Genomic DNA, 14,298 nt, shown 5'->3' with positions numbered 1-14,298 from the left:
TGGACAGGCCGGTTATTCCGGCCCCGTTATCAATCGTAATGGAACAGATCTCCGCCGTGCATGTCGATCATTTCCAGTGCCTTGCCGCCGCCACGGGCAACACAGGTCATGGGATCATCGGCCACCACTACCGGGATGCCGGTTTCTTCCATCAGCAAGCGGTCCAGATCGCGCAGCAGGGCGCCGCCGCCGGTCAGTACCATGCCCCGCTCGGAAATATCGGAAGCCAGCTCGGGCGGAGACTGCTCCAGCGCCACCATAACGGCGCTGACGATACCGGAAAGCGGCTCTTGCAGCGCTTCCAGAATCTCGTTGGAGTTCAGGGTAAAGCTGCGGGGAACCCCTTCGGCCAGGTTACGGCCGCGCACTTCGATTTCCAGCACCTCATCACCCGGATAGGCCGAGCCCACCGCATGCTTGATGCGTTCGGCGGTGGCTTCACCAATCAGCGAGCCGTAGTTGCGGCGCACATAATTGATGATGGACTCGTCGAAACGATCGCCGCCCACCCGTACCGACTGGGAATACACCACGCCGTTAAGGGAGATGATGGCTACTTCGGTGGTACCACCACCGATGTCCACCACCATGGAGCCGGTGGCTTCGGAGACCGGCAGGCCGGCACCGATGGCGGCGGCCATGGGTTCGTCGATCAGATAAACCTCACGAGCGCCGGCACCCAACGCCGACTCCTTGATGGCCCGGCGTTCTACCTGGGTAGAGCCACAGGGCACACACACCAGCACGCGCGGGCTGGGGCGAAAGAAATTGTTGTCGTGCACCTGCTTGATAAAATGCTGCAGCATTTTCTCGGTGACATAAAAATCGGCAATCACACCGTCTTTCATCGGACGGATGGCGGCGATATTGCCGGGAGTCCGTCCCAGCATCTGTTTGGCGGCATGGCCTACGGCGGCAACACTCTGGGCCGAACCGGCTCTTTCCTGGCGAATGGCCACGACAGAAGGCTCGTTCAGAACAATGCCCTGATCTTTCACGTAGATGAGGGTGTTGGCCGTTCCCAGGTCGATCGAAAGATCGTTGGAAAACATGCCTCTTAGCTTTTTAAACATATGCTGAAGGGGATCCTGGAATTGAAAAACCGGAAAGTGCGGCTAACTTTATCAACGCAACCGGTTACAGGCAAGGAGCACGCACAGCTAAAGCCGCTCACCGACGGGGTTAGCTTGAATAACGGGATAAGTTCCTTACACTTGCATTCTCATTCCTGTGGTAATCATTTTCGTGTCCGATCCTTTCTGCTGGCAACGGCTGTACCAACGGCAGCCTCCCTCGCCACTACAGCGCCTTCACCACCCCCTGCTGGAGCATCATCGGCTGATCCTGTGGATCAAGCGCGATGACCTGTTGCACCCGTTAATCTCGGGCAACAAGTGGCGTAAACTGAAGTACATACTGCGCCAGGCATTGTCGGAGCAAGCCTCCGGCATACTCAGTTTTGGCGGCGCCTATTCCAATCATCTGCACGCCCTGGCCGCCGCCGGCCACCGGCTGAGCCTGCCCACCATCGGCGTGGTGCGCGGCGAGCCTCACAGCAACAATCCTACCCTTGAGGACGCCCGCCGCTGGGGCATGACGCTGGAGTTTGTCGACCGGCAGCAATACCGCCGCCGCCAGGACGCCGACTGGCTGGCCGAGCTGGCCCGACGTCATCCCGGTTATCTCATCGTTCCCGAAGGCGGCAGTTGCCCCCGGGCCTTGCCCGGTGTGGCCGAATTATGGCACGAGCTGGACCCGGAACCGTCCGAACTGAATGAGCTTATATTGCCGGTGGCCAGCGGCGGTACCCTGGCGGGCCTGCTGTCGGCTCGCCCGGCCAACATTCGAGTGCGCGGTTATGCGGTATTGAAGGGGGCCGGCTGGCTGACCGAAGAGGTATGCCGGCTGTATCCGCCGGCGGCGCAGGATAGCGGCTGGCAACTCGAGCTGGGCCACCACGGTGGCGGCTATGCCAAAAGCCCGGCCACCGACAAAACGGCCATCGCCGCGCTGGCAGAGCGGCTCAGGGTGCCGCTGGAGCCTATCTACAGCGGCAAGGCGATGCTGGGGCTGTTTCGGGATATTGAAGCCGGCCGCTATGCCGCCGGCAGCCGGCTGTTGTTTGTGCATACCGGTGGCATGCAGGGCGCACGAAGTACCTTATAGCAGTTGAAATCGTTCCGGGCGGGAGAAGAAGTATCCCTGACCGGCATACACTCCCAGCTGATGCAGGCATTCCCATTCGGCTTCGGTTTCAACGCCCACCGCAATCACTCGGGTTCGACTGCCGACGCTGTTGCCGACCAGGCTTCTGACCGCCATCTGGTTGACCGGTTTGCGGTTGATGTCCCGCACCAGGCTGGGGTGCAGCTTGAGATAGTCCAGGGCGTAATCCTTGATATATTGCGCACTCACCACATCCTGCCCCGCATGATCCACCGCCAGACCACAACCCAGCGCCTTGAGCGCACGCAGCGGCTTGCCCAACACCTGAAAATGCCGGCTCACCTGCGCTTCCGACAGCTCGATCACCAGCCCGTTGAGTTGCACCTTGGGCAGTTGAATCAGTTCAAAGATCAACCAGCGATGAAAGCCGCTATTCAGCAGGCTGGCCGCGGAAACATTGAGCGCCAGCGGCGCACGGCGATCGCTTTCCTGCAACAGGGTCAGGGTGCGCAACACCATGGCACAATCCAGATCCTTCAACAGGCCGCATTTTTCCGCCATCGGCAAAAAGTGTCCGGCCGACAGCTCTCTCCCCTGCTCGTCATGAATGCGGGCCAGCAGCTCATACATGATGGGATCCTGCTCCGGCCCGGCATAGATGCCCTGCCGGTCAAGCCGAACCCTGTCCTGCTCCAGCTGGCGCCCCAGCAGAGTGCGCCAGCGTACCGTTCCCTTGCCGCTGCTCTCTTCGGTCACGCCCTTGTAATACATGAAGTAGCCATCACCGCCCTGCAAGCCGGCGCTGCGCAGCGCCAGCTCGGCTTCTTCTTCCACCTGCGACAGTACTTCACCACAGCGAAAACAGACGCCGCCGATAAACAGCGCCGGCTCTCGTACCGCATCCGGCCAGTGCAGGCGGCGCAGCAGCTTCATCACCTGGCGGGCCGCTTCCTGCGCTTCGCTTTCCACCAGGTTGGGAAACAGCAACGCGAAGATATTACCGGTATAACGCGCCTGCAGGGCACCGGGATAACGGCGGATGAGGTGGCCCAGATAAACGGAGGCCGACGTCAGCAATTCGTCACCCCGCTCATATCCCAGGCGGTAGTTGATGTGCTCCAGATCCTGCAGCTCCACCAGCAACAGGGCCCCGGAGTGACTGGAAGGATCATTGAGAGCCGCTTCCAGCCGGTTATCGAAGAACACCCGATTGCCGATACCGATGGTTTTGTCCACAAACACATTGGCCCGCATAAAAGTATCGAACCGGCTGCGCTCCTTGCCCGCCTCCTTCAACTCACACAACAGCTTGTCCAGCGCCTGACTGGCCTGATGTGGCCATTCTTCCTGCGGGTTATGCTGCAACATGCCGAGTTTGCCTTCGAGGATCAGCTGGCCACGTAAATCGAGCAACTCGGCCCCCCTAAGCTGACGTCGAAACCAGCGCAGGCTGAACAGCAGGCCAACAAAGACCAGAATAATGGCGGCAGTCACCCCGGACAGCGCAGCCAGAGAGTGATCGATGTCATAAAAAGGGGGCCGTAGTACCAGGTGCACCTTCAAGCCCGGATGCGCACTCAGTTCATGCCAGTATTCCAGCGACAGCTCATTGGCCGACAGAGGAGTATCGGACTGGTAGCGATACAGGGGGGTCGACTGCTCCTGCACCGCGAATTCGATGATATCGTTGACATCAAGCAGCGCCGGCAGCCAGCGATCGATGCTTTCCTGTTGCTCGGCGCCATTTTGCCAGCCCTCGTCGACCAGACGCACCACCGAATCGACCTGTCGCTGCTGGTAGGCGACGCCCATCTGATAGAAGCTGATCCCGGCTCCCACCAGCACCATCAGCACGGCCGCCAGAATGCACATGGTGATGGTGGCAATAAACTGATTGGTAAATCTCATTAAGGTTCCCTGACTGACTCCGGCTGATTCCGGCGTTCCTTCCCTGGTGTTCCGTTATCGTGAGCCTGTCACGAGACAGAAAATGCGAGTCATTCTCGTAGCCCAACCTGAAAGATAAGGCTTTTCGGCCGTTATCGCCAGAACAACTGCTAATAAAAAGCCCCTGATTACAGGGGCTTATCTGGCATTCTTGACAAACTTCCAACTTAGAACGGGATATCGTCATCGAAGTCCATCGGCGGTTCGTTGTAGACCGGTGCCTGATTCTGCGGCTGGCTCTGGGGCTTGCTGGCCGCCGGCTTGTTTTGCTGGCCGTACTGGGGTTGCCCCTGCGGCGCCGCCTGCTGCTGGCCGCCCTGCTGCTGACCCCAGTTACCCTGACCACCCTGGGTTTGACCGCCTTGCTGCTGGCCACCTTGTTGCTGACCCCAGCCGCCCTGGCCGCCGCCTTGCTGACCACCACCTTGAGGACGTCCGCCCAGCATCTGCATGGTACCGCCGATATCGACCACGATTTCGGTGGTGTAGCGATCCTGACCGTCCTGCCCCTGCCACTTGCGCGTCTGCAAACGACCTTCCACATAGACCTGGGAGCCTTTGCGCAGATATTCACCGGCAATTTCGGCCAGCTTGCCGAAGAACACCACCCGGTGCCATTCGGTACGCTCTTTCTGCTCGCCGGTCTGCTTGTCGCGCCAGGTTTCGCTGGTGGCCAGGGTAATATTGGCCACGGCGTTACCGTTGGGCATGTAACGCACTTCCGGGTCCTGGCCCAGGTGGCCGATCAGAATAACTTTATTGATGCCTCTATTGGCCATAACTCGCTCCGTACTCACAGGTTGATCAGGCGCCGGGCCTGATCCAGTTCAAAAATATTGCCGTCTACCTTCAGGTAGGCGGACCCCTCTTCGGGGATAATCAAGGCTTCATGCACGCCGGGCAGGGCCATCAGCCGCTGCAACAGCTGCTCGCGCCGATCATGACTTTCTATATTAACACCGATGGACAGGATATGAGACCGAACCTTGCTGACATTGGTCATGCCCGCCGCCAGCCAGAACCACACCGCCATGCAGGCCGCCACCAGCACAAACACGCCGCTGCCGCCAAGTTGTTGAAACAACAGACCACCCAGCACACCGCCGAGAAAGGCACCAAAGAACTGGCTGGTGGAATAAATGCCCATGGCGGTGCCCTTGGCGCCCGCCGGGGCCAGCATCGACAAAAACGCCGGTAACGAGGCTTCCATGAAATTGAAGGCGGTAAAATACAGCACCATCGCCAGCGCCAGCAGCCAGATCTGGCCCTTGCCCACCGCCATCAGCAACAGGGCGACCATCATCACCAGAATGGAGGCCTGAAACAGCTGCTTGTTCATGTTGCGCCGCGCGCCGAGGATCAGAAAAGGCACTATCAGCAAGAAAGACAACAGCAAGGCGGGCAGATACAGCCACCAGTGATGCTCTGCCGCCAAGCCGGCGTCGAGCAGGGTCAGCGGAAAGGCCACGAACACCGCGGTCAGGGTCAGGTGCAACAGCATGATGCCGAAGTCCAGCCGCAGCAATTGTCGATCTTTCAGCAACCGGCCGAACAGCTCGGGCGCGGCGGTCACATCACGGATCTGGCCGCGATGGGCCGACTCCGGCAGCAGAAAGCGCACCATCAGAATACCCACCAGCGCCAGCAGTGCCGTGGTCCAGAATACGCCCGACAAGCCGAAAAATGACGCCAGTACCGGCCCCAGCACCATGGCGATGGCGAAGGAAATGCCGATACAGACCCCGATGATGGCCATGGCTTTGGTGCGGTTTTCTTCCCGAGTGATATCGGCGGCCAGCGCCAGAATGGCGCCGGCAATGGCACCGGAGCCCTGCAATACCCGGCCGACGGCCACGCCGTACACCGAGTCGGACAAGGCCGCGACTGCAGAACCCAGGGCAAACAGCGCCAAACCGGCATAGATCACCGGCTTGCGGCCGATGCGGTCCGACAGCCAGCCGGCCGGAATCTGCAACACCGCCTGGGTCAGGCCATAGATACCGATGACGATGCCGACCCACAAGGGCGAAAAGCCAATCAGGTCCTTACCATACAAGGCAAATACCGGCATGATCATAAACAAACCGAGCATCCGCATGCCGAAAATGCCCGCCAGGGTAAACGAGGCCCGCCGTTCGCGGGGGCTGAAGCCTTGCTCGTCGCTCATGGATATTCTTCCGTCGTTAACAGGATCAAAAAGAGGCCTAGTTTAGCACGGGGACACGGTCGGGATTAGGGTCTGTTGACCTTTCGATATGATTTTTGCAGCAGTTTGTGGGGTCTTGATACAAGGCAGAGCTTATGCCGTGTAGTCGCTCTACATAAATAAGCGATAACGCAGTAGCAAGACCCCACAAGCGCTGCCCTGCGGGTTCGGCTAAACGCGTTTTTCTCTTTGTTGAGAGGGCTTTGCTTAGAATGACTAGGCTACAACCCTCTCGCCGCGATAAAAACGCGTTTAACTCGAACAAAGTTTCACCGCGAAAGGTCAACAGACCCTAATGCTTATTGTCCCTTGGCTGGCTATTCATCCAGTGCCATACTAGCCGGTCGAATTTACACCAAGGTAATGCAGCAGATGGATAAAATCGAAGTTCGCGGGGCCAGAACCCACAACCTGAAGAACATCAGCCTGGACCTGCCCCGGGACAAACTTATCGTGATCACCGGCCTGTCCGGCTCGGGTAAATCGTCCCTCGCCTTCGATACCCTCTACGCCGAGGGCCAGCGGCGCTACGTGGAATCGCTCTCCGCCTACGCCCGCCAGTTTCTCTCGCTGATGGAAAAACCGGACGTGGATCATATAGAAGGATTGTCACCGGCCATCTCCATCGAGCAGAAGTCGACCTCCCACAATCCGCGCTCCACCGTCGGCACCATCACCGAAATCTACGACTACCTGCGGTTGCTGTTCGCCCGCGTCGGCGAACCCCGCTGCCCGACCCATTCGCTGCCGCTGGCGGCCCAGACCATCAGCCAGATGGTCGACAAGGTCATGGAGCAACCGGAGGGGGCACGGCTGATGCTGCTGGCGCCGGTGATCCGCAACCGCAAGGGCGAGCACAGCAAGCTGCTCGATAACCTGTCTGCCCAGGGCTTTATTCGCGCCCGCATCGACGGCGAGGTCTGCGATCTGTCGGATCCGCCCACACTGGAGCTACAGAAAAAACACAGCATCGAAGTGGTCGTGGATCGCTTCAAGGTACGCGAGGATCTGCAGTTGCGGCTGGCGGAATCGTTCGAGACGGCGCTGGAGCTGTCCGGCGGCATCGCCTCGGTGGTGTCGATGGACGACGCCGATGATCCCGGCCTGGTGTTTTCCGCCAACTTCGCCTGCCCCCAGTGTGGCTATTCCATTGCCGAGCTGGAGCCGCGCATCTTTTCGTTCAACAACCCGGCCGGCGCCTGCGACAGCTGCGACGGCCTGGGCGTGCAGCAGATCGTCGACCCCGACAAGGTGATCAGCAATCCGGAGCTGAGCCTGTCCGGCGGCGCCATCCGCGGCTGGGACAAACGCAGCTATTACTACTATCAGATGCTCAAGTCCCTGGCCGAGCACTACGACTTCGACCTCGAGGTTCCCTATCAGGAGCTGCCGCAGTCGATACAGCAGGCGGTGCTGTACGGCTCGGGCCGTACCAGCATCGAATTCAAGTACATGAACGACCGTGGCGATGTGCTGGTACGCAAGCATCCGTTCGAAGGCATATTGCACAACATGGAGCGCCGCTACCGGGAAACCGAGTCCAACTCGGTACGGGAAGAGCTGGCCAAGTACCAGAGCCACCGTGCCTGCCCCGGTTGCAGCGGCACCCGCCTGAAAGAAGGCCCGCGTAACGTGTTTGTGGCCGGCCATACCCTGCCCCAGGTCGCCGACATGGCCATCGGCGAGGCCCATGCCTTCTTCACCGGCATGGAGCTGACGGGACAGAAGGCGCAGATCGCCGACAAAATCTTCAAGGAAATCGTGGCGCGGCTGGGCTTTCTGGTCAACGTCGGCCTCAACTACCTGACCCTGTCGCGCAGCGCCGACACCCTGTCCGGCGGCGAGGCCCAGCGTATCCGGCTGGCCAGCCAGATTGGCGCCGGCCTAGTGGGGGTCATGTATGTACTGGATGAGCCCAGCATCGGCCTGCACCAGCGTGACAACGAACGACTGCTGTCGACCCTGACCCACCTGCGGGATCTGGGCAATACCGTGATCGTGGTAGAGCACGACGAAGACGCCATTCGCGCCGCCGACCATGTGCTGGACATCGGCCCCGGCGCCGGCGTACACGGCGGCGAGATCGTGGCCCAGGGCACCCCCGCCGAGGTGATGGCCAACCCGGATTCCCTCACCGGTGCCTACCTGTCGGGCCGGGAGAGCATTGCCATACCGGAACAGCGTACCCCGGTCGGTGAGCACTGGCTCACGCTGAGTGGCGCCCGTGGCAACAACCTGCAGAACGTCGAACTGAAGCTACCGCTGGGGTTGATGACCTGTATCACCGGCGTGTCCGGCTCGGGCAAGTCGACGCTGGTCAACAACACCCTGTTTCCCATCGCCCACCGGGAGCTGAACAAGGCGACCGTCAGCCAGCCCGCCCCCTACGACCGCATCGAGGGCATGGACAAGCTGGACAAGGTGGTGGATATCGATCAGAGCCCCATCGGCCGCACCCCCCGCTCCAACCCGGCCACCTATACCGGTATTTTCACCCCGATTCGCGAGCTGTTTGCCGCTACCCATGAAGCCCGCTCCCGAGGCTACAAGCCGGGCCGCTTCTCGTTCAACGTCAAGGGCGGCCGCTGTGAGGCCTGCCAGGGCGATGGCCTGATCAAGGTGGAGATGCACTTTCTGCCCGACGTCTATGTGCCCTGCGATGTGTGCAAGAGCAAACGCTACAACCGGGAAACCCTGGAGATCAAATACAAGGGGCTGAGCATCCACGAGGTGCTGGACATGACGGTAGAGGAAGCCAGCGACTTCTTCGCACCGGTGCCGGCCATCTCCCGCAAGCTGCAAACCCTGATGGATGTGGGCCTGTCCTACATTCGGCTGGGTCAGTCGGCCACCACCCTGTCCGGCGGCGAAGCCCAGCGGGTCAAGCTGGCCAAGGAGCTGTCCAAACGTGACACCGGCCAGACCCTCTATATTCTGGACGAGCCCACCACAGGCCTGCATTTTCACGATATTCAGCTGTTGCTGACGGTGCTGCACCGGCTGCGTGATCACGGCAATACCGTGGTGATCATCGAGCACAATCTGGACGTGGTTAAAACCGCCGACTGGATCGTCGACATGGGGCCGGAAGGCGGTAGCGGCGGTGGCCAGATCCTGGTCACCGGCACTCCCGAGCAGGTGGCGGAACACAAAGAATCGCACACGGCTCGCTTTTTACGGCCTATGCTGAAAGGGCGCTAAATCTGCATGGAAGCAAGGATGACACGGATTTCATTACCCTACCTCTGGTTCTGGTGTTTTGCCGCCTGGGCACTGGGCGGCATGCATTACTTCATGCACAACCCCGGCGGCTCCGGTTTCTACCTGCCGTTCAACATGGTGGGCTGGATCTTCATCTCGCTGATGACGGGCCTGGGGCTGTGGCAGATGACCCTCAACCGCAGCGTCAGTTACAGCCGCTTTCACCTCTGGTGCTGGCTGGTGCTGCTACTGCTGCTGGTGCCGCTGCTGTATCCCAACCGGGGCTTTGCCGATCACGCCCTGCCCCGGCTGGCGGGACTGGCCGGCGGTTTGCTGTTCTATTTTGCCCTGCTGCAGTGCCGCCTGAACGAAGCCGCCCGCTATCGGCTGCTGTATCTGCTGCTGGCCGCCGTCAGCCTGGAAGCCCTGCTCGGCCTGACACAGTATTATCTGCTGACGCCCGGCAACTGGATTGGCTACAACACCGAGACCAACCGCTCCTACGGCATCTTTCAGCAACCCAATGTGATGGCCAGCTTCATGGCCACCGGTTTGATGCTGGCCTGTTACCTTGGGCTGGCCGATACTCGCCGGTTGCCGGTCGTGAGGCAGTTCTGGCTGGGCGCCGTGCTGGTTAGCGGTTCCCTGTTGCTGACGGTGCTGCAATCCCGGGTCGGCCTGCTCGGCGGCCTGGTGGGGCTGCTGCTGCTGCTGCCCTGGGCCTGGCAACAAAACCCGAAATACTGCCGGTGGGGGCTGGGACTGATCGGGCTGGGTATCGCTATCGGTCTGATATCGATGGCCCTGGTGGAAGGCGTACAGCGCGGCGCCGAAGTGTATACCGATCCCGGTATTCGCAAACAGATCTGGTTGCAAAGCCTGGCACTGATTGCCGAGCACCCCTGGTTCGGCGCAGGCTATGGCGACTTCGAGCGTCAGTTCATGGAGTTCTATCACGCCCAGCGGGAACAAATCCCCAACCTGCCCATGATACCGCCCAACCTGGATCATCCTCATAACGAACTGCTCTACTGGGGGGTGGAAGGCGGCCTGCTGCCGGTACTGGCCATCGTTTCGGTGGCACTGGCCTTCATCCGCCTGCTGTTCAAGGCGCCCTGGCGGCAGGCGCTGGCGCTGGCCGCCCTGGTCTGGCCCATCGCCCTGCACAGCCAGACTGAATACCCCTTCTATCACTCCCTGGCCCACTGGATAACGCTGCTGGTGCTGCTGTACTGGATAGACACCCGGCTGGAAGCACAGCGCAGCCAGCCCTATCGCCCCTGGCTGCTGGCCCGCTTTGCCGCTTTGCTGATCCCGGCGCTGGTGGTGCCCTTCATGCTTACCGGGTTGCAGACCGCCCGAGTGGTCACCCAGTATGAACGCGGCGGTGGCAAAGAGCCCGAGCTGTTGCTGTCGGCCAGCAATCCCCTGGCCTGGCTGACCCGACTGGAATTCAACGCCATGTCGCTGCGACTGGCGGTAGGCTCGGCGCAACAAAATACCGAAGAGCTGCAGGCCTATGTGGACTGGGGCCGGCAGTTTGTGCGCCATACTCCCAGAGCCAACATTTACTACAACATGGCGCTGGCCCTGAACCGGCTGGATAGACCGCAGGAAGCGGATGAATTGCTGCAAGAGGCACGCTATTACTATCCGAGTGACGCCTCACTTCAGCAGGACAATATCAGCCAGGCACTGCAGACCCTGAGTCAGGGCCGCAGCAGCCAGGCCGACGACACGGCCATGGTCATCCACGCCAAGGAGTCCTGAGCCGTATTTATACCAATCTGGGAAACTAACTGATCTACTTGGCTTCACGGTAAAGGTCGAACGAAGGGCTCACTCCACCGACACGCTGAACCGCATCCCTGCGACGCTCAGCACATGACATCCTGTCATGTGATGGCCGCTGGAGTAGAACCCTTCATCCGCCCCAATGCTGCGGCGTCGCCTGTGGGAGCGACCTGCAGACGACTCGGTGCTTGAGGAGAGGCAACAGAGATCGGCTCCCACGACCGTGAAATGCCATGGACGGCATTTCCCGAGCCCTCAGGGATGAGTTTATGGCGTGTCGTGGGAGGTGGCTCTGTTTCCTCGAGTATCCAGTTTCAAATAGATCATATTTTTACTTAGATTGGTATTACCGCGCCGTCGGCACGAAACGAACCCGAAACATTCTGGGCCAGTGCTTGCCGGTGAGATAAAACTCGTTACTCTGGGGATCATGAGCGATGCCGTTGAGCACCGCCTCGGGATCCGCCGGGCGGCCGCTCAGGGCCAGCAAGGGGGTGGCGTCAATGTCGGCATCGACTCGCCCGCTGTGCTTGTCGATTCTGACGATGCGCTGCTCCTTCCAGATGTTGGCGTAAATGTAGTCACCGACACAGGCCAGATCGTTAAGCCGATCCCGAGGCCAGTCTTGCTGCATCACGGTCACGCTGGACTGGTGTGAAAAATCCACCGGATCACGTCGGTACAGGGTGGCACTGCCGTCACTCATCCACAGCGACTCGCCATCAAAGCATAAGCCCCAGCCCTCGCCGCCGTATTGATGCGCCTGCACCAGCGTCAGCGTATCCAGGTCATACACCAGCGCCAGCCCTTCTTTCCAGGTCAGCTGAATCAATCGGTTACCGACCCGCTCCAGCCCTTCGCCGAAATAACCGGGATCCAGCGCCAGCCGTTGCACCACCTCGCCGCTTTCCGGATCCACCTTGCGCAGACTGGATCGCCCATAGAGACCGGTACTTTCATACAGGTAACCATCATGCAGCAAGAGCCCCTGGGTAAAGGCATCGGGCTCATGGGGCAGGGTTGCCACCACCTCCAGCGCCCAGCGTTCGACGACGGTCTCTTTCGCCTCAACAGGCAGCCAGCATCCACAGAGAAACAAGAGCCCCCGGGCCCACTTTATATCACCGAAAATAACGCCTCCTTGCCACATCGATTGCTCGCGAAGGCGTAACGCCTGCGCATCCTTGTCGGTTGCGAGAGCCCCTCTGAAACCGTGTTCATGTCTGTTGTTGTCGCAATCCGAATTCGGCTCAAAGGGAACCAGACCCTTGTCGGGCAAGGGATCCGCCGAAAAGCATTCAATAATGCAACCGGACAAGAGAGAAACTCCCTTGCTATTACCGTGATTTAAATGGAAATTCAGGGCCAACACTCGGTCTATACTTGTGGCGGAAGATAACATGGTTCGGCGCCTGATATGGTGTATTAGCGCCCGGAACGAATCCATATTGTTACCCACACACTTGCAGGAGCACAACAATGAAAAGACTCTTCCGGATACTTAATCCCTTACTGATCCTGTCTCTGATGATGGGCACCATGCCGCTGGCGGTTCAGGCCCAGCCAAGTCAGCTGGTATCCACCCAGAGCGCGCTGGATGCGGTACAGATCGACGCCGAACGCGAGCGTATCGGTCACCTGCTGGCCCGTGCAGACGTGCGCGAACAGCTGGTCAACCACGGTGTTGAACTAAACGAAGTCGAGGCCCGGGTCGCCGCCCTGTCGGATCGGGAAGTGCAGCAGATGGCCGAACAGCTGGATAACATGCCCGCCGGGGCCAACGGGGTGGTCGGCGCCCTGCTCACCGTCTTTATCATACTGCTGGTCACCGATCTGCTGGGCCTGACCCACGTCTTCCCCTTCACCCGCTGATGTCTTTGTTAGCGCAGCCGCAGGCGCTCCCTCGCCGCTTGCAAAACGTCCGCCTGGCGGGCGTTTTGCCATTATTGATGCTGACGAGCCTGGCAATCAGCCTGCTGAGCGGTTGTGCCGCCACGCCCCAACTGTCATCGGACGCCGAAAGCCGACTGCCGGATAAGGCCTATGTCAGCGACGTGCCCTTTCACAGTCAGCGAGACTACCAGTGTGGCCCGGCCTCGCTGGCCATGGCACTTAATGCCAGCGGTATAGAGGTGAGTGTGGATCAACTCATTCCCCAGGTATTCGTGCCCGGACGCGAAGGCAGTGTACAGCCGGAAATGATGGCGACGGTGCGCCGTCACCAGCGTATCAGCTATCCATTGGACGGCAGCTTCGAGGCTCTTCTGTCGGAAGTGAACGCCGGACACCCGGTGGTGGTGTTGCAGAATCTGTCGCTGCCGCTGTTACCCATGTGGCATTACGCGGTTGTCATCGGTTACGACCGTGAGCGTGAGCAGCTGATACTGCACAGCGGCGAACAATCGCGTCAGGTGACCGACATGAGCCGCTTCGATGCCACCTGGGCGCGCAGTGGCCGCTGGGCCATGGTGGCACTGCCGCCGGGGCAGTTGCCACATAGCATCACCTCGCAGCAGGCCACCGACAGCATCGCCGCGTTTGAAGCCACGGCGGGCGCCGAAGCTGCCCTGCCCGCATGGCAGGCACTGATCGCACGCTGGCCCGGCTACGCCATGGGCTGGTTCGCCCTGGGCAATGCGCTGCATGCCAGCGATGAACCACAGGCCGCGGTCGATGCCTTCGTGAAGGCCACCGAACAGGACCCCGCGCTGGCGGTCGCCTGGCTTAATCTCGGGCTGACTCAACAAGGCCTGGGCCAACAACAGCAGGCATTGGCCAGCCTGCGCCAGGCGGCAGCCCTCCCCGGCCAATGGCAGGCCCAGGCTAAAAAAGCGTTGGCAGAAATGTAACGAGTAAGGGGTAATACCAATCCCACTAAACAAATGATCTATTTCATTTTTGTATAAAAGTCGAACAAAGGGCCCGCTCCGCCGACTCGCCGTGAATCCCTCCCTGGAGGCTCAGCCGCGCCATCCGTGGCGCGG

Annotated in this window: 10 protein-coding genes; 5 read left to right on the top strand and 5 right to left on the bottom strand. The window is 60.2% G+C overall.

Translation table 11 applies throughout. The annotated features are described in order from the left end of the window. Positions 1-29 precede the first annotated feature (29 nt). Positions 30-1,073, bottom strand: coding sequence for a rod shape-determining protein (locus ABD827_RS12615; RefSeq protein WP_344965106.1), 1,044 nt, complete (start codon positions 1,071-1,073; stop codon positions 30-32). A gap of 172 nt (positions 1,074-1,245) precedes the next feature. Here ABD827_RS12615 and ABD827_RS12610 point away from each other — a divergent pair, with 172 nt between their 5' ends. Continuing rightward, on the top strand, positions 1,246-2,166 hold the full coding sequence (locus ABD827_RS12610; RefSeq protein WP_344965105.1) for a 1-aminocyclopropane-1-carboxylate deaminase/D-cysteine desulfhydrase: 921 nt from the start codon (positions 1,246-1,248) through the stop codon (positions 2,164-2,166). Here ABD827_RS12610 and ABD827_RS12605 read toward each other — a convergent pair. The 3 genes from ABD827_RS12605 to ABD827_RS12595 form a co-directional block, all read right to left on the bottom strand. Beyond that, on the bottom strand, positions 2,161-4,074 hold the full coding sequence (locus ABD827_RS12605) for an EAL domain-containing protein (RefSeq protein WP_344965104.1): 1,914 nt from the start codon (positions 4,072-4,074) through the stop codon (positions 2,161-2,163). The genes ABD827_RS12610 and ABD827_RS12605 overlap by 6 nt on opposite strands. Positions 4,075-4,280: 206 nt before the next feature. Further along, a complete protein-coding gene (gene ssb, locus ABD827_RS12600; protein WP_298720942.1) occupies positions 4,281-4,892 on the bottom strand; it encodes a single-stranded DNA-binding protein in 612 nt (203 codons plus the stop codon). A 14-nt stretch (positions 4,893-4,906) separates the two neighbouring features. Next, positions 4,907-6,280 carry an MFS transporter gene (locus tag ABD827_RS12595; RefSeq protein ID WP_344965103.1) on the bottom strand — a complete coding sequence of 458 codons (1,374 nt, stop codon included), beginning with the start codon at positions 6,278-6,280 and terminating at the stop codon, positions 4,907-4,909. A 411-nt stretch (positions 6,281-6,691) separates the two neighbouring features. On the opposite strand from ABD827_RS12595, the gene uvrA reads away from it, so the two are divergent. Both uvrA and ABD827_RS12585 read left to right on the top strand, forming a co-directional pair. Further along, positions 6,692-9,520, top strand: a complete 2,829-nt coding sequence (gene uvrA, locus ABD827_RS12590) for an excinuclease ABC subunit UvrA (RefSeq protein WP_344965102.1) — start codon at positions 6,692-6,694, stop codon at positions 9,518-9,520. Between the two features lie 18 nt (positions 9,521-9,538). Beyond that, a complete protein-coding gene (locus ABD827_RS12585; RefSeq protein ID WP_344965101.1) occupies positions 9,539-11,290 on the top strand; it encodes a PglL family O-oligosaccharyltransferase in 1,752 nt (583 codons plus the stop codon). 370 nt (positions 11,291-11,660) lie between these two features. Here the strand turns inward: ABD827_RS12585 and ABD827_RS12580 are convergent, their stop codons facing one another. Then, the gene (locus ABD827_RS12580; RefSeq protein ID WP_344965100.1) at positions 11,661-12,464 is read right to left on the bottom strand and encodes a glutaminyl-peptide cyclotransferase; all 804 of its coding nucleotides are present in this window, start codon (positions 12,462-12,464) and stop codon (positions 11,661-11,663) included. A 329-nt stretch (positions 12,465-12,793) separates the two neighbouring features. On the opposite strand from ABD827_RS12580, the gene ABD827_RS12575 reads away from it, so the two are divergent. Then, the gene (locus ABD827_RS12575; RefSeq protein WP_344965099.1) at positions 12,794-13,186 is read left to right on the top strand and encodes a PA2779 family protein; all 393 of its coding nucleotides are present in this window, start codon (positions 12,794-12,796) and stop codon (positions 13,184-13,186) included. Positions 13,187-13,251: 65 nt separating this feature from the next. Next, the gene (locus ABD827_RS12570; RefSeq protein WP_344965098.1) at positions 13,252-14,163 is read left to right on the top strand and encodes a PA2778 family cysteine peptidase; all 912 of its coding nucleotides are present in this window, start codon (positions 13,252-13,254) and stop codon (positions 14,161-14,163) included. Positions 14,164-14,298 lie beyond the last annotated feature (135 nt).

The sequence above is a fragment of the Oceanisphaera sediminis genome, assembly GCF_039539745.1.
Classification (GTDB): Bacteria; Pseudomonadota; Gammaproteobacteria; order Enterobacterales; family Aeromonadaceae; genus Oceanimonas; species Oceanimonas sediminis.
This window is presented reverse-complemented; position numbering and strand designations above follow the sequence as displayed.